Here is a 25156-nt window from a genome sequence, read left to right on the forward strand (position 1 = left end):
ATGAAGGAGAAAGCCGGCAGCGATCATTCAGTCCAATCCAGCTTTTCTAAAAAACGATACACATCTTCATGAAGCTGCTCGCGTTCCTTATCCAGTGTAATGACATGGCCTGACTCCTCATACCATTTCAAATCCTTCATATCAGATTCGACTTCATTATAAATGATATTTGCGCTGTCAGTATTGATCATCTTATCATGCCTTGCCTGTGCAACGAATACCGGAGCATAAACATGATCGATATGATGGCGGACATCGGAAATGAGGCCCTGCAGTGCTTTTAACGTTTCCATAGGTTGAAACTGTCCCATTTCCATTTCGATTTGCTCAGGGTCTTTTGCTTCACGCTTCTTAAATTCCCTGGCATACTCCAAAACTCCTTCATACATGGTTTCCTCACTTTTTATATACATCGGCGCACACATAGGGACGATACCCTTTATAGGCACAGTGTAACCTAATTTAAGGGAAAATACGCCTCCTAATGAAAGTCCGGCAACAGCAATTTCATCGTGCCCCCTGCTTTTCAGGTAATCATAAGCCATCATGACGTCCTTCCACCAATCCTTTGGACCAGACTTGACCAATTCCTCAGGCGGCACCCCGTGCCCTTTATATTGCGGCGCGTGGCAGGTATAGCCTCGTTTCTCCAAATAGCGGCCAAGCATCCGCACATCGGAAGAATTGCCTGTAAATCCATGAAGGAGCAATACCGCCCGTTTTCCTCCTTCAAAAGTGAATGGCTGCGGCAGTTTAATTTTCATAATAAAACAATCCCCTTTTTATACTTCTTGTTGAATCCCGGTGCATTTCAAAATGATGGGCCAAGTCCGCCAGATAGGTATATTTTATCCGCGGATTGGCATTTAAAACCTTTCGAAACTAACTTCTATTAAAACAAACATCTCGGTTTGAAGCCATATGTTAGCTTAAAAATGGTGACATAAAAAAGTCGGGAGATCCTTAAACTGTACCCTGCAGAGTAGACACTAAAAAAAACGGCTCTACAGGGTCTTTTTATGTTGAATGAAACCGGGGAGCTTGGTGATACCAGGAAGGTTAACTCACATTCGAAGAAAAATACGCCAGGCAGGAGGCGGACTCCACCTTTTGAGGAGCACGAGGTCGTGCCAAACCTGCTTAACAGGGAGTTCAAACAGGAGGTCATCTTTACTGACATTACCTACCTGTTTTTATATTAGGATGTTACGAATGAAATTTTGGCCTATGAGGTCTCAGAGGTTTCTTCCACTACCATCATACCTTCGAACTGCTCGAAATCCGTTCATTAAGACATTTAGCAACTTGTATTGCCAATAGAATATGTCATTCAAGTCACTCATCAAAATACCGGACGACTATAATAGACACCAATATTGAAAAAGAAATAACGATTCTTCAAATAGAAGAATCGTCAAATTCAAACTTTATTATTGATCAGTTAGTTCAGCTCTTACTTAGGAAGGAGTATTATAGTGTCAACATTTTTATCATTTTTGAGCTCCAATGCTCATTTTTCAGAGCAAATAAACCCGAGTTATATCCTGCACTAAAAAACATTTTTTTCAAGAGCCTTTCTACTACAAATTTTTCTTAGCCCTGAAAAACAGATGAGGTAATATTATTAGGGTTATCAGCTAAAAAATTCTTCACTGATTGTAATGCTTTCCATTTTTCATTCTCTACTGCAATTGGATCACGTCTTAATGAAGCTCTATTTTCAATCAAATATTCCTGTAGTTTCTCTACGTCAAGATCTCTTGGATGTACATTATTTAATACACTCAAAGCTGCTGCGGATCCGGCTGCTTGTCCAATCGCCATGACACCACCCTGCGTTCTGAAAGAACCATGAGCTTCGCTTGTGGCAGAAATACACCTTCCCGCTATGACTAATCCATCTACTCCAGTCGGAATAAGGGCTCTGTATGGTATATCATATGAATCTTTTAGATCGGTCCATACACCTGCGTCATCGGATTGTCCGTAACCTTCTCTTCCTACCATATTATGAACGTCAATTGGAAAGTATCCTCTAGCTATGACATCTTCTTGTTTTCGTCCATTAGTAACATCATCAGCTGTAAGGACATAGTTTCCGATAATATGCCTCGTTTCCCGAACACCAATTTCATTCCCTGTAACGCTCAGAAACGCATTCTCAAAACCAGGGACATACTTGGTCATGAATTTAACAATGGATTCAACCTGTCTGCGTCCATCAATCTCCGCTTTCGTCCGGCCGTCTCCATCCGTTGCATCAATATTAACCACTCTTGTGGAATTAAAATGAATGATTCCAGGATGAATCGAGTTAAGAAGCAATATAGAATCTCTTCCAATATAGAGTTCTTCCTTATTAATGGCCTCTCTTACAAATCTATTAAATCCTTGAGCAACAAAATACTTTTTGGATAATTTATCAGAGAACTTCCTTACTGGAACAAAATCAGATTTCCACTCGAATTCATCCGGGTTTTCCAACATAAATTGGTAAAGCTTTTCGGTATTCACATTACCCATTTCGAACATAAGGGTTGCTGGCTGTGTTTTTCCATCTTTCATTCGTCCAAAAGTAAATTCCGCCCCTGCTTTTTCTGCCACATCACCGTCACCAGTCGCATCTACCACTATTTTAGCTTTTAATATATTTTCTCCTGATTTGTTTACTACATTTATGCCTGTGACACGATTCCCTTCAACGATGGTACGGTTGAAAAAAGAATGAAATAATACATCAACTCCTGCTTCCTTCACCATTTCATAAGCGATCCACTTATATCTTTCTCTGTCATAGAAACAAGAATAAGAACCACTTCCATGCTCATAAAGAGTTTTCATGTGCCCTGTGCTTGCCCCATATTCCACCATTCTATCAATGAATTCCTGAGGAATTCCTTTAACCACTTGTTCATCTCCAAAATGAAATGGGGATATAGGCCCTAGAGCTGCCGAAGTAGGTGCCCCTCCGAGAAAACCGTTCTTATCTACGAGTAGCGTCCGAACCCCTGCCCTCCCGGCTGCAATAGCGGCAATAAACCCAGAAGGGCCTCCCCCCATTATGATTACATCATATTCTTTAGAGATCATTTCCTCTTCACCTCCAATAAATATTTACTGTCCCTTTGATTAAATAGTTAATTATTTAGATGATGTACAATTCGAATCTCACTTTTCTATTAATGAGTTAAGCATATTTCTAAATAAAAATTTCAGCGTACTTAATAAGAGAAGTCTTAAATTTCCGAAATCTTTATATAATGATAGATTATATTTTTCCTGTTCCATGTGTAGGTCACATGGAGCTCATCATCAACGCTTATAATGGCTGGATAGGAAAATTCCCCTTTTTCTAGTTCAAGATGATGCGGTTCAGTCCAAGATGCGCCATTATCAAGGGAGAGGCTTATTGAAATAGGGGACCTTTCCGTCCAATTTCCGGAAACCGGATTATATACTAATGCCAAATCTCCATTATTAAATTTCACCACATCTATACCGCTATTATTATTGGGCAACTGAGTCGGATATGCCGGGCACCAGGTGGCGCCATAGTCCTTAGAGTCGCTTCTGTAGATTTTCCCCCTCGTGCTCCTAAGCAACATATGCACACGCCCCGGTTCGGACTCCCATAACGTCGGCTGGATGACACCGTCCCATTGAAACACTTTTTCTAAATCGCATTCCCATAAGGCTTCCTCTTTTAGTCCCTCCCAAATCCTATCCGTATGTTCTTTCTCCATCTTATGATCAATTGGGACGTCTTTCTTTAACCAAGAATGGCCTTTGTCTTTAGAAATGTCCACAAAAGCATCCCATTCACGATCATCTTCAATAGATCCAGGTGCTATCCACCATCCATTGGAAAGAACGATCACTTTATTTTTCACAGGTCCTCGTGGAAGGATATCCCCTTGCACAAGTTCCTGGCTTTCGGTCCATGAATGTCCAAAATCCTCAGAAACGGTATACATTGTTTTCCAGGTGTGAACCGTATCCCCAACTTTATAGTACAAGTGAATTTTATTTTCGTTGAGATGAAGCACTGGATTCCAATGTGGAATGCCCTCTCTATAGATTTTCCGTTCCGGTTCCAGCCACTTGCCATTCACTTTCCTCGATAACCAAATGGCGGTATCCCCTGTGCCTTCCCGAGTGCCTGCAAAATAAGCGACAAGTAATTCTCCATTAGGAAGTTTAGTAATGGTGGATGCATGGCAATTGTTGAAGTAATCTTGTTTTTGTTTCATAACTATTTCTTTTTTTATTTGTTTTATTTTAGGCATGGCTTTCCCTCTTTTTAAACCGATTCCATAGAATTGGCCCAAACAGCGTTAAGACCGTAAGCAATATAAGGCCGGCACTGATAGGTCTCATCATAAATATACTGTAGTCCCCTTGAGACATGACTAACGATCTCCTAAAGTTCGATTCCAGCATTGGGCCCAAAACAAGAGCTATGATGATTGGCGAAATAGGGAAATCCAATTTTAGAAGAAAATAACCAATAAAGCCAGCAGCAACCATAATATAGACATCAATGATATCGTTATTCATTGAAAATGAGCCAACTACGCATAATACTAAAATAATCGGTGTCAAAATGGGTTTTGGTATATTTAGTACCTTTGTAAAAGGCCTAATGAACAAAAACCCCAAAATAATCATAAAGATATTTGCAAGAATAAAGCCTGTATAAATGCCGTAAATTTGATCAGGATGTTCCGTAAATAGCAAAGGCCCTGGCTGAAGTCCTTGAACCATAAGTGCCCCTAAAATAATAGCCGTAACTGTATCCCCTGGTATCCCAAGTGTAAGCAGCGGCACCATTGCTCCACCGGTCACACTGTTATTTGCCGCTTCTGGAGCAGCAATGCCTTCAGGTGCCCCCTTACCGAATTTTTCAGGCTCTTTGGAGGATTTTTTCGTTTGATTATAAGAAAGAAAGGCCGCGATATCCCCACCTGTTCCGGGAATTGCTCCGATAATGGATCCAATCAAGCTTCCCTGAAAGATTGGGTAATTCGTTTTTTTGATATCTTCCTTCGTCGGCAATACTCTCTGAATTTTCACTTTAATTTTTTCAACATTTTCTCCAACGCCTTCTTCTACGGTCATTAATACTTGTGAAAAAGCAAATAATCCGATAAGGATGGGAATAAAGGAAACCCCGCCCATGAGATACATTGTATCAAACGTAAAACGTGTCATCCCGGTAATACTATCCAGCCCAATGGTGGCGATAAACAACCCAATCGCACCTCCAATCAATCCTTTAAGAATGGATTTACCGGAAATACTGGTAATGATGCTTAAGCCAAATATCGCAAGAGCAAAGAACTCCGGCGGGCCGAATTGAAGGGCCACTGTTGCTAATAAGGGTGCTAAGAATATTAATACTAAAGCGCTAAACATTCCACCAACACCGGAAGAATACGTCGAAATGGCTAGTGCCCGGTCCGCCTCACCCTTTTGAGCCATCGGATATCCATCCAATCCAGTGACAACAGCACCTGGGTTTCCAGGTGTATTAAGTAGAATGGAGGAGATCGATCCTCCATAACCGGCACCACAATATATGCCAAGAAGCATAAGAATGCCAGTTATGCCCTCTAAGTTGAATGTTAAAGGGAATAAAAGGGCAACCCCCATAGTTGTTGTTAACCCTGGCAAGGCCCCAATAATGATGCCGACCAAAACACCTAGAAATATAACGGTTATGGACGTAAATGAAAACACATTGGAGAAAGCAGCCATTAAATTTTCAATCATATAATCACCTCAACATGTTACTAGGTTGGTAATGGTGTTCCGAACAAAACAGCAAAAACAAAATAGATGAACAGGGTAAAAAGAACTGATACCGGGATTAGATACATTTTCTTCCTATACCCCATAAAATAAATAGATGTTAATAAAAAGGCAATGGTAGTCCATAAAAAACCAATAAAATTAAGTGAAATTGAATAGATTATTACAATAGCAACCAAGCCATAAACCTGCTTGTTTTCTTTTGTAAAAAAATATATTTTCTTAATATCCTTATTCTTTAAATTGGATATAAACAGAAGAACCCCTAAAAAGATACTGAGATATCCTAAAATAGTTGGGAAAACCCCCGGACCTGGGGCGTCCGATACCACTCTCGGAAAATCTTTTGAAAGATATATGACAGCCACTCCAAAGATCATGGTTAAAATCGCAACGATAAAATTGCCTTTTCTCATGCATACCCTCCTTAACTGGCGCTAGATGATGCATGATCCCATCACCTAACGCATTTTGTATCTACAATTTCATATCCTTCAATAATTCCCCATAGTAATTGTGATCTTCTTCGATCATATTTTTAAGCTCTTCGCCCTCTATTTCAACCGGTTGAATCCCTTGTTTTTCCAAGAACTTCTTAAATTCAGGATCCTTTGAAGTTTTACTGAATATCTCATTCAAAGAGTCCATGATTTCATCCGGTGTATCCGCCGGAGCGTTTAATGCTGCCCATGCTCGGATGGTGATGTCATAACCTAGTTCTTTGAAAGTTGGTACCTCTGGGAACAGTGGAAGTTTCTCGTCACTCATAATAGCTAATACTTTTATCTTGCCAGCATCAATTTGTGCCTTAGCAATTCCAGGTGCCACAGATACGGCATCAAGATGACCGCCAACTAAAGCTGCAACCGCTGGAGCGCTTCCTTCATTGTAGGGGACGTGTGTAAACTTAACACCGGTCTTATCTTCAACTGCGACAGAAGCTAAGTGGAAAATAGTGCCTACTCCTGAATTTCCAACCTTAAGTTTCCCAGGGTTTTTCTTGGCATGTTCAAGAAATTCCTCTAAGGTGTTATAAGGTGCATCTGCAGGAACCATTATGGAAGCCGGATCGGCAATTGGAGCTACGATAGGACTAAAGTCTTTGTAATCTACAGGTGAGCGATTCATGTGTGGAAGCATGGCCAATTCTACTGTGGTCATTGTTAATGTATAGCCGTCCTTCTTGGCTTTTGATCCTTCGACCATCCCGGTAACACCATTGCCGCTAGGCTTATTTACCACTACAATATTTTGGTCGATTTGCTTTTTGGCATATTCAGCTAAACCTCGTGCCGTAAGGTCGGTTCCTCCTCCTGGAGCCTTAGGAACGATAAGCGTAATATCTTTTTCTGGAAACTTATTTTCCTTTGTCGCACTGCTGTCACTGCTGCATCCAATCAGTAGTGTAGCCATAAAAATAAAAACAATGGTTGAAGCTAACTTTTTCATAAAACTTATCCCCTTTTTCTTATATTTTTGGCTAAGAAAGCCTACATGCTGTTTTTAAGGTTTTTCAACTCCACCATGACATCGTTTTCCCCATACCCAAAATAATCGTGGAGTTTCAAATAGTGCTTATATAGCTTGTTATATTTGTCTACATGTTCTTGAATTGGGACGAAAAATTCTTCTTTCACACGCGCCATCTTTTCTGCAGCTTCAATTATATTGTCATAGCCCCCCTTGTCTTTTCCAGCCGCCACTGCTCCAAACATGGCAGCTCCAAGGGCAGGATCCTGTGACGATTCAGCTACTTTGATTTCCCGATTGGTCACATCCGCATAGATTTGCATCAAAAGCCTGTTTCGCTGAGGAAGTCCTCCGCAAGCAAAAATTTCTTTCACTTCTAAACCAGATTCCAGAAAGCTGTCTATGATTTTACGAGTACCAAATGCGGTAGCTTCTAAGAGCGCACGGTAAATTTCTTCCGGTTTAGTGGCCAAAGTGTAACCAAGGATCAAACCCGACAAATCCGCATCCACAAGTACCGAGCGATTTCCATTCCACCAATCCAGAGCGAGAAGCCCGGTTTGGCCAGGTTTGTAAGCGGATGCATTTTTCTCCAGCCATTCATGAATGCCCACATTTTCCTGATCTGCCTGAAACTTAACATACTCCGGTATTCCGTGCTCCACAAACCAAGCAAAGATATCTCCGACTGCGGCTTGTCCAGCCTCATACCCAAAAGTGCCTGGGATCATTCCGTCTTCTACTACTCCGCAAACTCCTTCGACCTTCGTTTCTTTATGCGATAGAAGCATATGGCAGGTGGAAGTGCCCATCGCCATGACCAACTGACCTTCTCGGACCGCCCCCACCGCAGGAACAGAAGCATGGGCGTCAATGATTCCAACTGCAACGGACGTGCCTGGCAGTAGCCCAATTCTTTTTGCCATCGCCTCGGTTAACTCGCCTGCTCTATTTCCGACAGGAACGATCGGCCCGCCCATCTTTGTATCCAGAATGTTCTCCAGCCGAGGATCCAACTCCGAGAAAAAATCTTTGTCAGGATATCCATCCTCTTTGTGCCAAAAGCTTTTGTATCCGCTGGTTGAACTGCTTCTGGATATATTTCCTGTCAATTTGTATGTAAGCCAGTCACACGCTTCAAAAAACACATCGGTTGCTTCAAACACATCCGGGGACTCTCGCAAAATTTGAAGAATTTTGGGAAGCATCCATTCAGAGGAAATTTTCCCACCATATCGACTTAAAAATGCTTCTCCTCGTTTCTCCGCCAGCTCCGTAATCTCGTCCGCCTCGCTTTGAGCGGCATGATGTTTCCAGAGCTTAACCCAACTATGGGGGTTATCCCTCCATTTCAGATCCAAACATAAAGGCTCCATGTCCTCATTCAATGGCATCATCGTACAGGATGTAAAATCGATTCCGATCCCAATAACGTCTTCAGGTTTCACCTGAACCGATTGCATAACCTTCGGAATCATTTGGTACAGCACTTCCAAATAATCGTCAGGGTGTTGCAAAGCCCAGTCATGTCCAAGAACCGTTCCACTTGGAAGGACGTTGTCTATGACACCACTTTTGTAAGGGTTTACACAAACCGCTAGTTCCTCGCCTGTTTGAACATTAACAAGTAAGACCCTGCCCGACTGAGTTCCGTAATCGACACCTATTGCATATTTAGCTGTCATTTCTTCCCTCCTTATCCTTAGTGGTTACCTTTGGCCTTATAATTAGTTCCAATCAAGTTCGGTAACCAAATCCTATATAATCGAAAGTCTTTAACGCAGTCGAAACCCTGGGAAGATAAAATTAGTACTTCTCTATTGTAAAATGAAATCGGGATTCAAAGCAGTGAGACGAGAATCGCCATATTACAAGTATGATTAAGATAGGTAAAACGTTTTAGCATCATTACTTATCTAAAAATACTCCCTTGTTCTGCATCTTGCCACTGCTTATATACTTCGTAGAATACATCAACTGCTTTTTTGGCCTCAGGGTTTAGTTCGACCGGCCATCGGCAGAACGTTTCCATTGATATTCCTTGCAACTTGGCTAAGTATTTAGCTGTTGCAGGATAACCAAAACGCAAAACGCTATCTAAAAATACCAAATATTGATGCAATTTTTTAGCATGAAGTGACGAATGATCTTTACTTGCTTCTTTCCAAAATTCTACAACTAATTCATTGAAGGCAGCTGAAGTAATGGCCATGATTCCTTTTGCGTCAGCCGCAATGGCATCGAGCATAAATGGTGTGTTTGCCTGATAAACCAATGAATTGCCATTGGTTTCGATTATTTTTGCTTTGATCCCTTCAAAGGTGCAAGTTGTGTCTTTGATTCCTTTTATCCCAAACTCGTTTGTCAGTTTCCCCCATATTTCTGGCGAAATAAAGTAGGGGTTAGTCTGGGGCCACTCATATAGGAAGACAGGAATATCGGCTACATTAGCGAGTTGTGCAAAGTAATCCATAAGTCTATCTTGCTCTTCTCCAAGGCCTTCAGGTGGAACTAATACGATTCCAGAGACCCCTGTGTCTATCATTCTACGAACCTCTTCCTTATGCTCCAAAATATCATGCTGAACATTGGCTGTTGCGAGAACCGGAGTGCCCCCTGCACGATTTACCGTTTGTTGAGAAAGCATCAATCGTTCTTCCAGTGTCAACCATTTCATCTCACTGCTTCCACATACGGCAAATAGACCGTGTGGTTTTGCCGCTAATTGCCAGTCTACATATTCATCATATGTTTTCCAGTCAATTTCCAAATTTTGTTTAAATGGAGTAAGCATAAGAGAAAATACGCCCTCATGCTGTATTTCTTTTTGATTTGTCATTCCATCAGTCTCCTTTGCTTGATTCATTCTTGTCTAAAAAGTCCCCACAGCTCTTACGGATAACAATAGATGTGTCATAAATCGTAGAAACAGGTGCTTTCACTTTGTGTTCTATAAGGTCGAGCATAAGATCCACGCACCTGGCAGCCATATCTTCTACCGGCAGATGCACAGTCGATAAAGAAGGGATGGAAAATCGAGTTTGACCGTAATTATCATGACCCATGATCTCTATATCTTGAGGTACACTCACTCCCATTTCATGAAACGCGGCTAAAGCTCCGATGGCCATTTGATCGCCGAGAAAAAATAGCGCGGACGGCAGGTTCCCGTTTTCCACCAGCTTTTTGGCTGCTTGATATCCGCCTTCCTCTGAGTAATTTTCAAAGATAATATGTTTAGGGGAAACTTGGATATTGGATGATCTAGCTCCATCCAAAAATCCTTCTTTTCTTAGATGTACAGCTTGAGAAGAAACATTAGGGATTACCATGCCTATTTGCTGATGTCCTCTATTTGCAAATAAATCAGCTACCATCATTCCATTTTTATAATTATCTATACTCACAGTGCTGTATTTTTTAGAATTTCGATGGTAAAGCACGATTGGCACATTGATTTCCGCATTCTCAAGATAATGCTGGTCCCTTTCCGATGCGTTTGCGATAATTGCGCCATTAAACCTCGTTCCCGTTATCAAACTCTTGATTTTATCAATCTTTGAACTTTCATAAGGCTGAATCAATAATTCAAATTCACGGGTTTGGTTAATGAAATGATCCTGGATGCCATTTAAAAAACGACTAACAAGAGATGCACGAGTATCCAAGGTCCAAAGAACCGCAAGGACAGGAACAACTTTTTCCCCTCCACTTCTGAGTCGTCTAGCAGAAATATTAGGGCGATAGCCTAAAGACTTAGCAACCTCAATAACCCGCCTTTGAGTTGCTTCAGAAATTCTCATCTGATCACCTTTGCCATTTAGAACAAAAGATGCCGTTCCTACCGATACCTCTGCTAATTTAGCGATTTCTTTTATACTGGTCATGATTTTCTCTCCATCTTTTTAGCTAAAACATTTTAACAAAAGAGCTAAAACCTTTTGCTAAAACGTTATAGTTATATTTTTATCTATTTATTTTTTATTTGTCAACACATTTATGAATATTCTAAATAATTTATTTTGCCAGACTGTTCATTAAAAGAGTAGGGTTCTTGGGCTGAATATATTAGACTAGCGCCTGTATTTTAGATTTTTAAATGTGGTTTAGCGTTTTACACACAAAAAACCTTAGGTTACGCCCTCCCAGATTCCTATTAAGGGAATATTTATGACTTTATTGAACAATTAGGATAACTTTAAGAGCTGGTTCCACAACTAATTACATAGATAAAATCCAAGGTAACATAGTTTTAAGAGTTATTGCGGGGCTTATAATTGGTTTCTTCTTAGCCTGATCTGAATTTTGAATTCATGATTGCCATCCAGTAACTTCATTACTCTCTAGTATTTAATAAGTTCCGGACTTGGTGCTTTTCAGTTTCGAAAAAACGCAATGATTGGATGTAAATTACATGGAATTCTGATGATGACAGTTTAGTTTCCCGGTCAGATTGAGCGATGGGGGGTCTTAGATCCCCTCTGTTAGGAAGGCCATTATCCTAGTCCTGTTTATCAAAAGACGGTGAAGAAATATTATTGGGTCAGACCATGCCGAGAAGAGGCAACTGTTGGGACAATGCCCGCCGAGGGGTCTTCAACATTTTAAGGTTAAGGCATACATTAAGCAATGTACAAAATCCGGAAGAGTTTAAAAAGGAAATTAAGAATTACATAATACTACAATACTAAAGAACCCAGTGGGATGTAAAAAAGATGACCCCTGTTCAATACAGAGATCATCTTCTTAAAGCATCCTAGCTTTTTTAAAGTGTCCTTTACAAAGGGGACAGTTTATCCAGCCCAGGCTTTTTTGTATATAAGATTATAGGCCAAAATAAGTAACCATCATCGTGAGAACAAAGAAAAGGATCGAAAGAACGACCGTGATACGTTGAAGGACCAAATCGATACCACGTGCCTTTTGTTTGCCAAAAAGCTGTTCAGCACCGCCGGCGATGGAACCGGATAAACCAGCGCTCTTCCCTGATTGCAGCAATACGCTGACGATCAGCCCAATACAGACGATGACCAATAGTACTACTAGAAATGTATGCATACTGTTATTCCTCCCGAATACCGAAAAAACATTATCTTTACTGTACCACAATATCGCCATCACTACAACGCAATTCTAGTTGAACTCCGCCTAATTCACAATAGCCTGCGTATTGGTATATATCCTCTCATATGAGGCCAAAATATACCAAAAAGAGTATATTTGTAGGAGTTATCACTATGAAAAAGCGTATCATCAACATTTCCGCCATCATTTTTGCAGGACTATTTTTTGTTTATTTGAGTGCCCAAATTAATAGTTGGAACCAAGAGCCTGCAGAAAAGACATCACCTCATCAAGCAATCATCGGGAACAACAAAGCAGGGTCCAGCTCCGGACAGGAAAAAGAGGCAAGAGTTACGGTTGCAGTCCCTCATGACATCCCTGTGCTGGTCAATAAAGACTTCATATTGCCTGCAAACTATCAACCAACTGATCTGATTTATCCAGATGTTCCTTTTCTTTTTGAGGAAAAGATTGAAAAAAGGATGTTGCGCCGGGAAGCGGCTCACGCATTGGAGATGTTATTTCAGGCTGCCAGAAACGATGGGTTGTACTTAGCAGGAGTGTCCGCCTACCGGTCACATGCCACACAGAAAAAAATATACCAGAACAATATTGAACGCGATGGCGTTAAACTGGCCGCAACATATAGTGCATCCCCGGGGACCAGCGAGCATCAGACCGGGCTCGCCATTGATGTCAGCGGCAGCAGCGGCACATGTGCGACAGTTGACTGCTTCGGCGGAACAAAAGAGGCTGAATGGCTGGCAAATCACGCGCATGAACATGGATTTATCATCCGCTACCCTAAAGGCAAACAGCATGTTACCGGGTATAAATATGAACCCTGGCACTTGAGGTATGTAGGAACCGAAATTGCACAAGAGCTCTTTAGCAACGGGATTACTCTCGAAGAATTTTCGGATGCAGTTCCGGTGAGTAAATAATACTGTTCTGTTTCTCAGAAATGTCTGTGAAATAGCTTCGCGCATATATTTCAGGTTTCGAGCTTATTTCTCTGCTTATACTCATCATTTCAGATTCCGCTCATATCTCTGATTTCACTGATATATTTTAGATTCCGCTGATATATTTAAGATTCCGCGCATATCTCTCAGCTTTCGTGCATAAATCACAGATTCCGTCTATATATCTGGCTTTCAAGCATATTTAAGTCTCTCACATATAACTCGAATTTTAAGAACTTATCAAAGAAATGATCAAATGTAAAAGGAACCGTAATTTAATTGAACAACAGCTTACTCACTTACCAAAAAAGCTATAGATACCACGGCAAAAAAACAGCTAGTTAAAAACCCTGCCTCTCGTCAGAGGCAGGGTTTCATTTTACCTTATTTCTTTAAGTTGTAGAAAGATTTCAAGCCGCCATATACCGCTAGATCTCCGAGCTCGTCCTCAATCCGGAGAAGCTGGTTGTATTTAGCAACACGGTCTGTACGTGACATTGAACCTGTTTTAATTTGGCCAGCGTTAGTAGCCACCGCGATATCAGCGATAGTGACATCTTCCGTTTCACCAGAACGGTGGGAAACTACTGCAGTGTAGCCTGCTCGTTTAGCCATTTCGATTGCGTCAAATGTTTCAGTCAGTGTACCAATTTGGTTTACTTTGATAAGAATAGAGTTGCCGACGCCTTTTTCGATACCTTCCGAAAGTTTCTTTGTGTTTGTAACGAACAGATCGTCACCGACTAATTGAATTCTGCCGCCAAGACGGTCAGTCAATAGCTTATGGCCTTCCCAGTCGTTTTCGTCCAGTCCGTCTTCGATCGAGATAATTGGGAACTCGTTAACCAATTCCTCATAGAAGCTGACCATTTCTTCAGAACTTAAGCCAGTGCGGCCTTCTCCGGCAAGGTCATATTTGCCTGTTTCTTTATTGAAGAATTCAGAAGATGCAACGTCCATGCCAAGGTAGACATCTTTTCCTGGCTCATAGCCAGCCTTTTTGATGGCCTCGATGATTACCTCCAACGCTTCACGGTTTGAACCAAGGTTAGGAGCAAATCCGCCCTCATCACCTACAGCTGTATTCAACCCTTTAGAAGAAAGAACTGATTTTAATGCATGGAATACTTCTGCTCCCGTACGGATGGCTTCCTTGAATGTAGAAGCGCCAACAGGAAGGATCATGAATTCCTGGAAGTCCACGTTATTATCAGCATGGGAACCTCCATTGATGATGTTCATCATTGGGGTAGGAAGCTGTTTCGCATTAGAGCCGCCGAGATAACGGTACAATGGAAGGCCGACAGATTCAGCAGCTGCGTGAGCGCAAGCCATTGAAACGCCAAGGATGGCGTTAGCTCCCAGTTTTCCTTTATTGTCTGTGCCGTCCAATTCGATCATTGTACGGTCAATGCCGACTTGGTCGGTGACGTCCATTCCAATAATAGCTTCTGAAATGATTTCATTTACGTTATCAACCGCTTTTTCGACCCCTTTTCCAAGATAACGTGACTTGTCTCCGTCACGAAGTTCCACGGCTTCATATTCACCAGTGGAGGCGCCGGAAGGGACAATTGCGCGGCCAAAGAAACCTGACTCAGTCATGACCTCTACTTCAACCGTTGGGTTACCGCGGGAATCTAGTACTTCACGTGCGTATACATATTGGATAAATGGCATAAAAAATCTCTCCTTTTATTTGGGTTTTATTTATTAATTAAAGAAGTTCCCGTCATTTCAACAGGCTTGTCTACATTCAACAAATCGAGCACAGTCGGAGCCAAATCCCCCAAAATCCCATCCGTTCTCAATGTTATCCCATTTTTTGTAACAATAACAGGAACAGGGTTGGTAGTATGGGCTGTCATCGGATTTCCTTCCAATGTTACCACTTCATCTGCATTCCCATGGTCAGCGGTGATGATGGCCGTACCGCCTTTTGAAAGGATCAAGTCAATAATTTTCCCAAGGCATTCGTCCACAGTCTCGACCGCTTTAATCGTAGGTTCAAGCATTCCGGAATGCCCAACCATATCCGGGTTTGCAAAATTCAATAGAATCACATCAAATCTGTCATTCTCGATCTGCTCCATCACTGCATCTGTCACTTCATAAGCGCTCATTTCCGGCTTCAAGTCATATGTCGCCACCTTTGGCGAATTGATCAGAATACGTTCTTCACCCGGGAAGGCATCTTCCCTACCACCGCTCATAAAGAAGGTGACATGCGGATATTTTTCCGTTTCGGCAATTCGGAGCTGTGAGAGATTGTTCTGTGATAGAACCTCTCCTAGCGTGTTATCCAAGTTGACTGGCTGGAACGCTACATACCCGTTTACTGTTTCCGAAAAATGAGTCAAGCATACAAAATGAAGGTTCTTCGGATGTCCGGGCCCCCTGTCGAATGCGCGGAAATCTTCATTCGTAAATGTATTGGAAATCTGGATTGCACGGTCCGGCCTGAAATTATAGAAAATGACCGCATCGTTGTCTTTAATCGTGGCGACAGGTTTTCCATCTTCAGCTGTAATGACAGATGGGATGACGAATTCGTCAAAAATCCCATGCTCATAGGAATCCTCAACGCATTCCATTGCGGAAGAGTATGCAGGGCCATCGCCATAAACGATGGATCGGTAAGATTTTTCCACGCGTTCCCAGCGCTTATCGCGGTCCATGGAATAGTAGCGCCCAGAGATCGTGGCAAATTTTCCTATGCCAAGTTCCCGCATTTGGTCTTCGGCTTCTTGAATGAAACCCTTAGCGGTTTGCGGCCCTACATCCCGACCGTCGAGGAAGCCGTGGACATATACATTCTTCACGCCTTCTTTAGCCGCGAGCTTTAGCAATGCGTATAAATGATTGATATGGCTATGTACGCCGCCATCAGAAAGCAACCCGAACAAGTGCAGGTCCGTCCCCTTATTTTTTACATACTTCATCGCATTAAGGAAGGTTTCGTTTTCAGCAAATTGACCTTCGCGGATCGCCACATTGACCCGGGTTAAGCTTTGGTAAACGATCCGTCCCGCACCAATATTTAAATGGCCTACTTCGGAGTTTCCCATCTGCCCTGCCGGAAGTCCTACCGATTCACCACTTGCTGTCAATTCAGCGTGGGGAAACGTATTCCAAAAACGGTCGAAGTTTGGCTTCTTTGCCTGGGAAACCGCATTTCCTTTTGTTTCGCTGCGGCAGCCGAAGCCATCTAAGATGATTAACGCTACTGGTGCTTTGCTCATTTGCTTCCCGCCTCCAGCAATTGAAGGAAAGATTGTGCTTCAAGACTTGCTCCGCCCACCAATGCTCCATCGATATCAGGCTGACCCATATATTCTTTGATATTGGAAGGCTTCACACTGCCGCCATATTGGATGCGTACAGCATCGGCAGCAGCCTGTGAAAATTGAGATGCCACAACAGAACGGATATGTGCACAGACTTCATTTGCGTCATCAGCAGTAGAGGATTTCCCTGTTCCGATTGCCCAGATTGGTTCATAAGCAATGACGGTCTCTTTCACCTGGTCTTCAGTCAGTCCTTCTAATGCTTTTTGAATTTGGCTGCCAACAAGCTCGTTTGTTTTTCCGCTTTCACGCTGTTCCAGCGTTTCGCCGCAGCAAACAATCGGAGTTAGATTGTATGTAAAGGCTGCAAGGGTTTTTTTGTTCACTGTTTCATCGGTTTCATTAAACATTTCACGGCGTTCGGAATGGCCGATAATCACATATTTAACCCCGATATCTTCTAAAGCTGCCGGGCTGATCTCGCCTGTGAACGCACCGCTTTCTTCAAAATGCATATTCTGTGCGCCGATTGCCACTTCGCTTCCTTCAGCGCTTTGTCCAAGTTCATTTAAAAATAAAGCGGGTGCACAAATTACGGAAATAACTGCTTCATTTGAAGGGACAAGGCTTTTTACTTCTTCTAAAAAACTTTTGGCTTCAGAAAGCTTCTTATTCATTTTCCAGTTTCCTGCAATGATAGGTTTACGCATTTCTACCATCCTTTCGCTGTTAGACGGTTTTTAGACATAATCAATAACCGTTAAACATGTCTTATTTATCGTTTAGGGCTACAACACCCGGCAATTGTTTGCCTTCCATGAATTCCAGGGAAGCCCCGCCGCCGGTTGAAATATGGGACATTTTATCGGCAAGGTGGAATTTCTCAACCGCTGCAGCAGAATCGCCGCCGCCGATCACGCTGTAAGTATCCCCTGCTTCAGCTAGTGCTTCGGCAACCCTCTTCGTTCCGTTGGCAAACTTCTCTAATTCGAATACACCCATTGGACCATTCCAGATGACAAGCTTTGAGCTCTTAATCACATCTGCATAGGTTTCCCTTGTTTTCGGGCCGATATCAAGAGCCTCCCAATCAGCAGGAATCGAGTCAATTGCTACTTCCTTTATATTAGCGTCATTTGAAAAATCATCTGCTACCACAACATCAACAGGCAAATAGAACTTGACGCCTTTTTCTTCAGCCTTTTGCATAAAGGAATTCGCAAGGTCAATCTTATCCGCTTCAAGCAGGGACTTCCCAATCTCATATCCTTTAGCTTTAACAAAAGTATAGCCAAGCCCGCCGCCGATGATTAAGTTGTCCACTTTATCAAGCAGGTTCTCAATCACGCCGATTTTGTCCTTAACCTTTGCTCCGCCAATGATAGCCGTAAACGGTCGGTCCGGATTTGATAAAGCTTTGCCCAGCACATCAAGTTCTTTTTCCATCAGAAGTCCCGCAACAGCAGGCAGGTGCTTTGCAATTCCTTCTGTAGAGGCGTGCGCACGGTGGGCCGCACCAAACGCGTCATTCACATATACATCTGCCAGTTCAGAAAATGATTTAGCCAATTCGGGATCGTTCTTTTCCTCTCCAGGATAAAAACGTACGTTTTCTAACAACAGAATATCGCCTTCCCCGAGCTTTTCAACTTCGGACTTTGCAATATCACCATACGCCTCATTCGATTTCGCAACGTTCTTACTAAGCAATTCACTCAATCTTTTCGCCACAGGAGTTAGGCGCAATTCTTCTACCACTTTCCCTTTTGGGCGTCCGAGATGGCTTGCCAGAATGACTTTAGCGCCTTGGCCGATCAAATACTCTATGGTTGGGAGGGCCGCACGGATACGCGTATCATCCGTTACATTTCCATTTTCCATCGGTACGTTAAAATCCACCCGGCAAAAAACGCGTTTTCCTCTGACATCAATGTCCTTAATTGACTTTTTATTCATGACCCTAACGACCTCCTTTGATTAGACGAACCTGCTGTAATAAAATATCAGTTTAAAGGGGAGAGGGCATATATCCCATCTCCCCTTTTTCTCTTTTTTCATTATAATCTCTTTGCGGCAATTTATCCAAATTTCCACAAAGACGGCAGTTTTTTGGAATAAATTACAACCCTTTTGAAGCGATGTAATCTACAAGGTCAACAACACGGTTCGAGTAACCAGTTTCGTTGTCGTACCAAGAAAGAACCTTGACCATGTTGCCTTCCATTACCATTGTTGATAATGCGTCAATAGTGGAAGAAGCAGGGCTGCCATTGAAGTCTGTGGAAACTAATGGAAGCTCGGTGTACTCAAGGATGCCTTTTAATTCACCTTCTGCTGCCGCTTTTAATGCTTCATTCACTTCTTCAGCTGTAACACTCTTGTCAAGCTCAGCAACAAGATCCACAACTGATACGTTTGGTGTAGGCACGCGCATAGCCATACCGTTCAGCTTACCTTTCAGTTCAGGCAATACAAGCGCAACTGCTTTCGCAGCACCGGTAGTTGTCGGAATGATGTTTTCCGCTGCAGCACGCGCACGGCGGTAGTCTTTGTGCGGCAGGTCAAGGATTTGCTGGTCGTTTGTATAAGAGTGAACTGTAGTCATCATACCGCGTTTGATGCCAAACTTATCATTAAGGACTTTCGCGAATGGTGCCAAGCAGTTTGTTGTACAAGATGCGTTAGAAATAACATGGTGGTTAGCAGCATCATAAGTTTCATTGTTAACGCCCATTACGATAGTAATATCTTCATCGCTTGCTGGTGCTGAAATGATTACTTTCTTTGCTCCTGCCTCAAGGTGTTTTGCTGCGTCTGCACGCTTTGTGAAGCGCCCTGTCGATTCAACAACCACTTCAACGCCAAGATCTCCCCAGCCCAATTGAGCAGGATCGCGCTCAGCCAGCACTTTTACCTTATGGCCTTCAACCAGCAGGTAATCTCCATCTACAGAAACCTTTTCATTTAGAGTTCCGTGTACAGTATCATATTGCAACAGGTGCGCAAGCATGTTCGCATCTGTCAAATCGTTAATCGCTACTATTTCTACATTTGGATTGTTAAGGGCCGCACGGAATACGTTCCGTCCTATACGTCCAAATCCATTAATTCCAACTTTAACTGCCATGATTGGTTCCTCCTTTAATTAGGAAAAAAATTTATATAAAAGGATATTACCCTTTTAATAACTCTTTTGCTGCTGCTTCATCCGTAATCAACACAGTGGATGCAGGAGCTGTTTTCATGTAAGACCGGATCGCTTTTGCCTTGGATTTCCCGCCGGCCACCGCGATGACGCTTCTTGCTTGGTCAAGATCGGCAAGCTGTATGCCGACCGTCTTCACTTTATGTACCACATCGCCATTTTCGTTAAAATAGTAGCCAAACGCTTCCCCAACAGCATTGCCTTCTGTTATTACTTTCATAACTTCCGGGCCCGTCTTTCTTCTTTGGGCCATGGCCAATGCGTCCCCGATGCCATGCACCACGATATTAGCCGATTTGATAAGCGAGATCACTTCCTTGATCGTCGGTTCCTTCATAAAGGACAAATACGCCTCTTTGCTAACCTGATCGGGAATATAAAGGACTTTATAAAAAGCATTTGCTTTTTCCGCCATTTTTGAAACAATCATATTGGCCTGGTTGTGGACATCTTCACCAAGGCCGCCCCGGGCAGGAACAAACATCAAATCCTTGCTTTCATGATCCGGCGTCAACATCTCGGCAACTTCTGCCATTGTTGATCCACCAGTCACAGCGATGATATTCTTCCCTGTCCATTCCTGTTTCATACGGTTTGCGCACGCTTTCCCTAGCTCGCTTTTCACCCATGGTGATTGGTCACTGTCTCCGGTTACGATAATGACTTCACCTAGACTTAATTGGCGCTTTAAATCCTGTTCCATTAAGTCTATACCCATTACTTCCCGCATTATTCCCTCTAACTTTTCCAGGATAATTTCCCCTTCTTCAGAGAGCAGCATACCGGAACTGGAAACGTGGATTAGCTTTTGATCCTTCAGGAAGTCGACTTCGCTTCTTAACGTCCTTTCTGTCAGGTTCAAGCTTATTGCCAGGCTTCTCCGGCCAACCGGCTGCATATTTTTGATATAACGCAGGATATCATATCGTTTTTGCATAACCGTAAGGAAATCGGGTAATAATCTCCTTTGTACGTCAAGCAATGAGCGCATCCAGACAACTCCTTGCAAATTTTCTGTCGGGACTTTTTATGTCCCGGTTATAAAATTAATGTCCCACTAGTGGCAAAAAAATATTCCTGCTTCAAAATTCATTCTAGCAGGAATGTATATCTGCTTCAACAATAATGCTTTATTATTTTTTAAATATTTCTAACAAGCTATATTTATCAATATTCCCATACTGGATGATTCCACCTTTCCATTCCAATACAGGGATCATCAATCCAAACCGTTCTATTAAATCATCATCCGAGTAAATATCAATCTCCCGAAAAGAAATGCCCGTTTCACTTGAAAGTTCTTCCAATACCACTTTTGCTTTATCGCATAGCGGGCATTTTTCCCTCGTATACAGCAATAATCGTTTTTCATCCATAGCTACATCATCCTTCATAATCTATGCATGCGATCCCTGTGCCAGGTCGCTCAATCATACCTCTTTCTTTTTGAGGAAGGAGGGATTCCCAGCTGGTCCCGGTATTTTGCCACCGTCCTGCGCGATAAGACAATCCCCTGTTCTGCCTGTAGCTGATTGGAGATTTCCTGGTCGGACAGCGGCTTCCGCTTATTTTCTGCCTGTACAGCATCTTCTATGGCGCGCTTTGCCATCCGTGCTGAAACATCCTCATCGGCTGTCGACTGCAAATTGTTTGTGAAAAAGGCCTTCATCTCCACTGTACCAAATGGAGCCTGCACAAACTTGTCCTTGACTGCCCGGCTGACCGTGGATTCATGGATACCCAATTCTTCAGCGATTTCTTTCATAGTCATTGGCCTCAAAAAAGAGAGCCCTTTATAAAAACATTCCGGTTGCTTTTCAACGATTTTCCCCATGACCATCAGGATTGTCTGTTTTCTTTGCTCAAGCCCGCGGGAAATCCACTGGAATTCCTGCCATTTCTCCTGCAAAAAACTGTTTACCTGCCGATCGTTGTACTGCTTCATTTGTGTCAAATACGTTTCGTTTGCGGCAAGCACTGGTGTATTTTTCTCAAAAATGCCAATTGAAAATTCCCCGTTCAAAAGCCTGACCGTGACATCGGGGATGACATAAGAAGGCTTTTCTTGGACATATAATGATCCCGGCCGGGGGTTCAATGTTTGAATATAATCAGAAACAGTTTGGATTTCTTGCAGGGTAATCTGTAAAACCTTTGCAAGTCCCTTCCATTTTTTATCAGCGAAGAGGAGGAAGTGTTCCCCGAGAATTTTTTCCGCCAATTTATGTTTTCCTTGCCGTGCCTGGATAAGCAAACATTCCTGCAGATTCCTTGCTCCAATTCCATAGGGTTCAAGCTGATGCAATATGCCAAGGCATTCAGCAGCCTCTGCTTCATCCGTTCCCGTGGAAGCAGCAATATCATCCAAATCCGTTCTTAAATAGCCATTTTCATCGATATTCCTGATGAGAAGCAAAAAAACCTTCAGCCGGTCGTTCGACAGCTGGCCGGGTTTCAATTGCGATAATAAGTGGGTTTCAAGGGTTTGTGTTTCCTGCCCGATTTGTTCAATCCAATATTTGGGATCGTGCTTGGCCGGCCGATTCCCCTTTACCTTTTCTCCCCTTTGGCGAACGGAAAGCGACCCGGGATATTCCAGGGAAATCAAGGGATTATCCAATGATTTATTTTCCAGAAATGATGTCAATTCCTGGGCCGAATATTGCAAAAGCGCAATGGCCTGGCTTAACTCCTGGGTCATCGCCAATTTCAATGTTTGCTGCTGAAAAAGCCCCGCTCTCATATCCATACTAATCCCCCCGTGTTTTCATTTTACAATATACGGAGATATTTCTGTATAAAAAGCTGATGAAAACGCTTACTAATTTATTCCTTGCAGCTCTATATTATATATACGCCAAATACCACGGACTACAGTACAAATTATAAAACCTCCTGCAATTTAATAAGCAGGAGGTTTTTTGAAAAGGCGCCCTCGTCCGGATTCGAACCCAGTATGAAAGACAAAAAAAGACAAAAATAAGGATGAATATCGAAGTTAGTAAGCCGTACTTTCTCCCCCGATAGTTGTAAGATCTCTATTCAAACATCCCATAATAGTTACAATCAAGTTATTAAATTAACTCTGTCTGAACAGGAAGCAAAAGAAACATAAAAAATACACCTGCTATTTGCAGGTGCCCATTTTTACAAAATCAGTTATAACTGAAGGACGAAGACAAAGGCAATCAACATAATCCCAGGTGCCCATTTGTTGGTTCAGCAACAGACGTTTTCACTATTTCAATTATTAGACTCCCATTTTTCTTCGGGTATTACTCGGTTTCTTGGTCATTTGGCTCGTTAATTTCTTAGTATTCTTAACAAGGCCATTTCCTTGTTTATCCTGTGCCTGACCTTGCTTTTGTGCCAATTTCTGTTTGACTGCATCAGCCAAGCTTATTTTCTTATTTTCCGCCATTACGCATCCCTCCTTCGGGTGGAAAAAATAATAGTAATAATCTAATTAATTTTTAATTTAATCATACAGTTGGGCAGGGAAACGCGTCAAATCCATAAATGCTAATTTTGTTTGTTAAGGACCGTTTATGATTTTTACATGAACACATAAATCCCCTATATAAAAGATTCTTTTATTAGCGAAAAAATACACCGTTTCAGGCATTCATACTGATCACACTACGACATTAGAACACCAACATTATGAAGGCTGACTTTCAATCACCCTTATCTGTTTTTTTAGTGCCTTTGCTTATGTAAGGTTTGGCACTTTTCGCTCTATTCGCACTAGCTTGCCAGCGATTCCAGCCCTTTTTGTCTGTCCCTCTGCCTGTTCCGCCTTTACTCTTAGCTTTACTTATACTAACACCCCGTCATTCTTGCTTTTGATTGAACTACATTGTAATAGGTTCATTTTATCCATTTTGTTTCTTGATAAACGAATCAGATGAAATATTCAATGTAAATAGGTTATCCGAGTTCTGTATTATTTTGCAGGATATTTATTGCAAAGATTAGAAAAAATTAATTATGAAATTTTATACGTAACCGGCAGAGAAAATAGAATGAAATGAAATAAGGGTTTTTCAAGTACTCGGACAAAACCAGGATATTCACCCCCGAAATACTTGAAAAACCCTTATTCATCAATAATTTAGCGCCCTCGTCAGGATTCGAACCCGAATTTCAAGAACCGGAATCTTGCGTGCTATCCATTGCACCACGAGGGCATTTTATAAAAACGGAAGCGTCTCACTCATCCCCGACAAGTATAAGCCACACCTTGAGGGGCTAGATACTGTAGCTAGACAGTGAAGAATCGAAAAAACATTATCTCATATTAAATAATGATTTACCGTTTTATTAGCCAACGAATTATATTATATGATAAAATTCCTTGGTTGGCAAGTGGCTTTCATGTTTTATTTAAACTTATCTTGGGTATGATGGTTAAAGCCGATAATTTTTACCTGGTTGGAATATTGTCGAACAAATTATTGACCCTTCAGGGGTGTTTTGTTTGACCTAAATTGACCAAACAGTGTATCATAACTTACATAGAGGATTCCCAGTTAGAACAACTCGCCGATTGGCGAGCCTTGTAAAGGCGAAGACAGAGGCGTAGTTAGGCCCGCAGGATGTGGGGCACACAGGCGTTGCCTGAAAGTGGTTTACTACCTGTGTTCTGATTATTGCAGGTAGGAAAGATTAATACTTTCTTACCTGCCAAGGAAAAACCTATCAATTCCCTTAATAAGGAGGAAGAAAGAATGAACTTAATTCCTACAGTCATTGAACAAACAAACCGCGGAGAACGTGCATACGATATTTATTCACGCCTTTTAAAAGACCGCATTATTATGCTTGGAAGCGGCATCGATGATAACGTGGCAAACTCCATTGTCGCACAGCTGTTATTCCTTGAAGCCGAAAATCCGGAAAAGGATATTACCATGTACATCAATTCGCCAGGCGGAAGCATTACAGCCGGAATGGCCATTTATGACACCATGCAGCACATTAAACCGAAAGTTTCGACCGTATGTATCGGTATGGCGGCATCAATGGGGGCTTTCCTTCTTGCCGCGGGTGAGAAAGGCAAACGTTTTGCCCTTCCGAACAGTGAAGTAATGATCCATCAGCCGTTAGGCGGAGCACAGGGGCAAGCTACAGAAATTGAAATCGCTGCCCGCCGCATTCTCTTCTTGCGCCAGAAATTAAATGAAATTCTTTCTGAGCGTACCGGCCAACCTCTTGAAGTCATCGAGCGCGATACAGAACGCGACAACTTCATGATTGCAGAAAAAGCAATGGAATATGGCTTGATCGACAAAGTCATCTCTCCTAACCATGGAGAGGACAAAAAATAATCATCAAATATTAATTGATAATGA

At 42.2% G+C, this 25156-nt stretch carries 23 protein-coding genes, 1 tRNA gene and 1 pseudogene; 4 read left to right on the plus strand and 21 right to left on the minus strand.

What is annotated here, in order from left to right:
- Nucleotides 1-23: 23 nt before the first annotated feature.
- Entirely contained in the window at nt 24-764 is a 741-nt protein-coding gene (locus D0466_RS10410; protein ID WP_117322499.1) for an alpha/beta hydrolase, read from the minus strand.
- A gap of 255 nt (nt 765-1019) precedes the next feature.
- Between D0466_RS10410 and D0466_RS22895 the strand changes: the two genes are divergently transcribed.
- On the plus strand, nt 1020-1202 hold the full coding sequence (locus tag D0466_RS22895; RefSeq protein WP_117322500.1) for a hypothetical protein: 183 nt from the start codon (nt 1020-1022) through the stop codon (nt 1200-1202).
- A 391-nt stretch (nt 1203-1593) separates the two neighbouring features.
- Here D0466_RS22895 and D0466_RS10420 read toward each other — a convergent pair whose 3' ends face one another.
- From D0466_RS10420 to D0466_RS10455, 8 genes are all read right to left on the minus strand, one after another.
- Nucleotides 1594-3090: an FAD-dependent oxidoreductase gene (locus D0466_RS10420; protein WP_199484537.1), complete on the minus strand. Its 1497-nt coding sequence runs from the start codon at nt 3088-3090 to the stop codon at nt 1594-1596.
- A 146-nt stretch (nt 3091-3236) separates the two neighbouring features.
- On the minus strand, nt 3237-4286 hold the full coding sequence (locus tag D0466_RS10425) for a sialidase family protein (protein ID WP_117322501.1): 1050 nt from the start codon (nt 4284-4286) through the stop codon (nt 3237-3239).
- On the minus strand, nt 4279-5772 hold the full coding sequence (locus D0466_RS10430) for a tripartite tricarboxylate transporter permease (RefSeq protein WP_233522610.1): 1494 nt from the start codon (nt 5770-5772) through the stop codon (nt 4279-4281). The genes D0466_RS10425 and D0466_RS10430 overlap by 8 nt, the downstream gene beginning before the upstream one ends.
- Nucleotides 5773-5792: 20 nt before the next feature.
- Complete coding sequence (locus tag D0466_RS10435; protein ID WP_117322502.1) at nt 5793-6227, minus strand: tripartite tricarboxylate transporter TctB family protein; 435 nt, start codon at nt 6225-6227, stop codon at nt 5793-5795.
- 61 nt (nt 6228-6288) lie between these two features.
- Nucleotides 6289-7260 (minus strand): tripartite tricarboxylate transporter substrate binding protein, encoded by a 972-nt coding sequence (locus D0466_RS10440; RefSeq protein ID WP_117322503.1) that lies wholly within the window; start codon nt 7258-7260, stop codon nt 6289-6291.
- 41 nt (nt 7261-7301) lie between these two features.
- Nucleotides 7302-8966 carry a ribulokinase gene (locus D0466_RS10445; RefSeq protein ID WP_117322504.1) on the minus strand — a complete coding sequence of 555 codons (1665 nt, stop codon included), beginning with the start codon at nt 8964-8966 and terminating at the stop codon, nt 7302-7304.
- A gap of 227 nt (nt 8967-9193) precedes the next feature.
- Nucleotides 9194-10120 (minus strand): dihydrodipicolinate synthase family protein, encoded by a 927-nt coding sequence (locus D0466_RS10450; RefSeq protein WP_158555886.1) that lies wholly within the window; start codon nt 10118-10120, stop codon nt 9194-9196.
- 4 nt (nt 10121-10124) lie between these two features.
- Nucleotides 10125-11168 (minus strand): LacI family DNA-binding transcriptional regulator, encoded by a 1044-nt coding sequence (locus tag D0466_RS10455; RefSeq protein WP_117322506.1) that lies wholly within the window; start codon nt 11166-11168, stop codon nt 10125-10127.
- Nucleotides 11169-11927: 759 nt separating this feature from the next.
- Between D0466_RS10455 and D0466_RS23620 the strand changes: the two are divergent.
- Nucleotides 11928-12041 (plus strand): annotated as a pseudogene (locus D0466_RS23620) (IS3 family transposase); the annotation flags it as partial.
- Between the two features lie 64 nt (nt 12042-12105).
- Here the strand turns inward: D0466_RS23620 and secG are convergent.
- The gene (gene secG / locus D0466_RS10460; protein ID WP_117322507.1) at nt 12106-12339 is read right to left on the minus strand and encodes a preprotein translocase subunit SecG; all 234 of its coding nucleotides are present in this window, start codon (nt 12337-12339) and stop codon (nt 12106-12108) included.
- 179 nt (nt 12340-12518) lie between these two features.
- Here secG and D0466_RS10465 point away from each other — a divergent pair, with 179 nt between their 5' ends.
- The gene (locus D0466_RS10465; RefSeq protein ID WP_117322508.1) at nt 12519-13289 is read left to right on the plus strand and encodes a M15 family metallopeptidase; all 771 of its coding nucleotides are present in this window, start codon (nt 12519-12521) and stop codon (nt 13287-13289) included.
- A gap of 405 nt (nt 13290-13694) precedes the next feature.
- Here D0466_RS10465 and eno read toward each other — a convergent pair whose 3' ends face one another.
- The 11 genes from eno to D0466_RS10515 all read right to left on the minus strand — a co-directional run bounded on the left by eno (nt 13695) and on the right by D0466_RS10515 (nt 23992).
- Nucleotides 13695-14990: a phosphopyruvate hydratase gene (gene eno, locus D0466_RS10470; protein ID WP_117322509.1), complete on the minus strand. Its 1296-nt coding sequence runs from the start codon at nt 14988-14990 to the stop codon at nt 13695-13697.
- Between the two features lie 26 nt (nt 14991-15016).
- Nucleotides 15017-16552 (minus strand): 2,3-bisphosphoglycerate-independent phosphoglycerate mutase, encoded by a 1536-nt coding sequence (gpmI, locus tag D0466_RS10475; RefSeq protein WP_117322510.1) that lies wholly within the window; start codon nt 16550-16552, stop codon nt 15017-15019.
- Nucleotides 16549-17307, minus strand: a complete 759-nt coding sequence (gene tpiA, locus D0466_RS10480) for a triose-phosphate isomerase (protein WP_117322511.1) — start codon at nt 17305-17307, stop codon at nt 16549-16551. Before tpiA ends, gpmI begins: the two co-directional genes overlap by 4 nt.
- A gap of 61 nt (nt 17308-17368) precedes the next feature.
- Nucleotides 17369-18553: a phosphoglycerate kinase gene (locus tag D0466_RS10485; protein WP_117322512.1), complete on the minus strand. Its 1185-nt coding sequence runs from the start codon at nt 18551-18553 to the stop codon at nt 17369-17371.
- A 163-nt stretch (nt 18554-18716) separates the two neighbouring features.
- On the minus strand, nt 18717-19724 hold the full coding sequence (gap, locus tag D0466_RS10490) for a type I glyceraldehyde-3-phosphate dehydrogenase (protein ID WP_117322513.1): 1008 nt from the start codon (nt 19722-19724) through the stop codon (nt 18717-18719).
- 46 nt (nt 19725-19770) lie between these two features.
- Complete coding sequence (locus D0466_RS10495) at nt 19771-20793, minus strand: sugar-binding transcriptional regulator (RefSeq protein ID WP_117322514.1); 1023 nt, start codon at nt 20791-20793, stop codon at nt 19771-19773.
- Between the two features lie 142 nt (nt 20794-20935).
- The gene (locus tag D0466_RS10500) at nt 20936-21196 is read right to left on the minus strand and encodes a glutaredoxin family protein (protein ID WP_233522611.1); all 261 of its coding nucleotides are present in this window, start codon (nt 21194-21196) and stop codon (nt 20936-20938) included.
- A gap of 32 nt (nt 21197-21228) precedes the next feature.
- A complete protein-coding gene (rpoN, locus tag D0466_RS10505) occupies nt 21229-22551 on the minus strand; it encodes an RNA polymerase factor sigma-54 (RefSeq protein ID WP_117322516.1) in 1323 nt (440 codons plus the stop codon).
- 501 nt (nt 22552-23052) lie between these two features.
- A complete protein-coding gene (locus D0466_RS22550) occupies nt 23053-23223 on the minus strand; it encodes a hypothetical protein (RefSeq protein ID WP_199484538.1) in 171 nt (56 codons plus the stop codon).
- Between the two features lie 256 nt (nt 23224-23479).
- Entirely contained in the window at nt 23480-23623 is a 144-nt protein-coding gene (locus D0466_RS10510; protein ID WP_117322648.1) for a DUF3934 domain-containing protein, read from the minus strand.
- Nucleotides 23624-23920: 297 nt separating this feature from the next.
- Nucleotides 23921-23992, minus strand: a tRNA-Arg gene (locus D0466_RS10515).
- 510 nt (nt 23993-24502) lie between these two features.
- Here D0466_RS10515 and clpP point away from each other — a divergent pair.
- Nucleotides 24503-25132, plus strand: a complete 630-nt coding sequence (gene clpP, locus D0466_RS10520) for an ATP-dependent Clp endopeptidase proteolytic subunit ClpP (protein ID WP_267897387.1) — start codon at nt 24503-24505, stop codon at nt 25130-25132.
- Nucleotides 25133-25156: the final 24 nt, after the last annotated feature.

This window comes from Peribacillus glennii, from assembly GCF_003429105.1.
GTDB lineage: Bacteria > Bacillota > Bacilli > Bacillales > DSM-1321 > Peribacillus > Peribacillus glennii.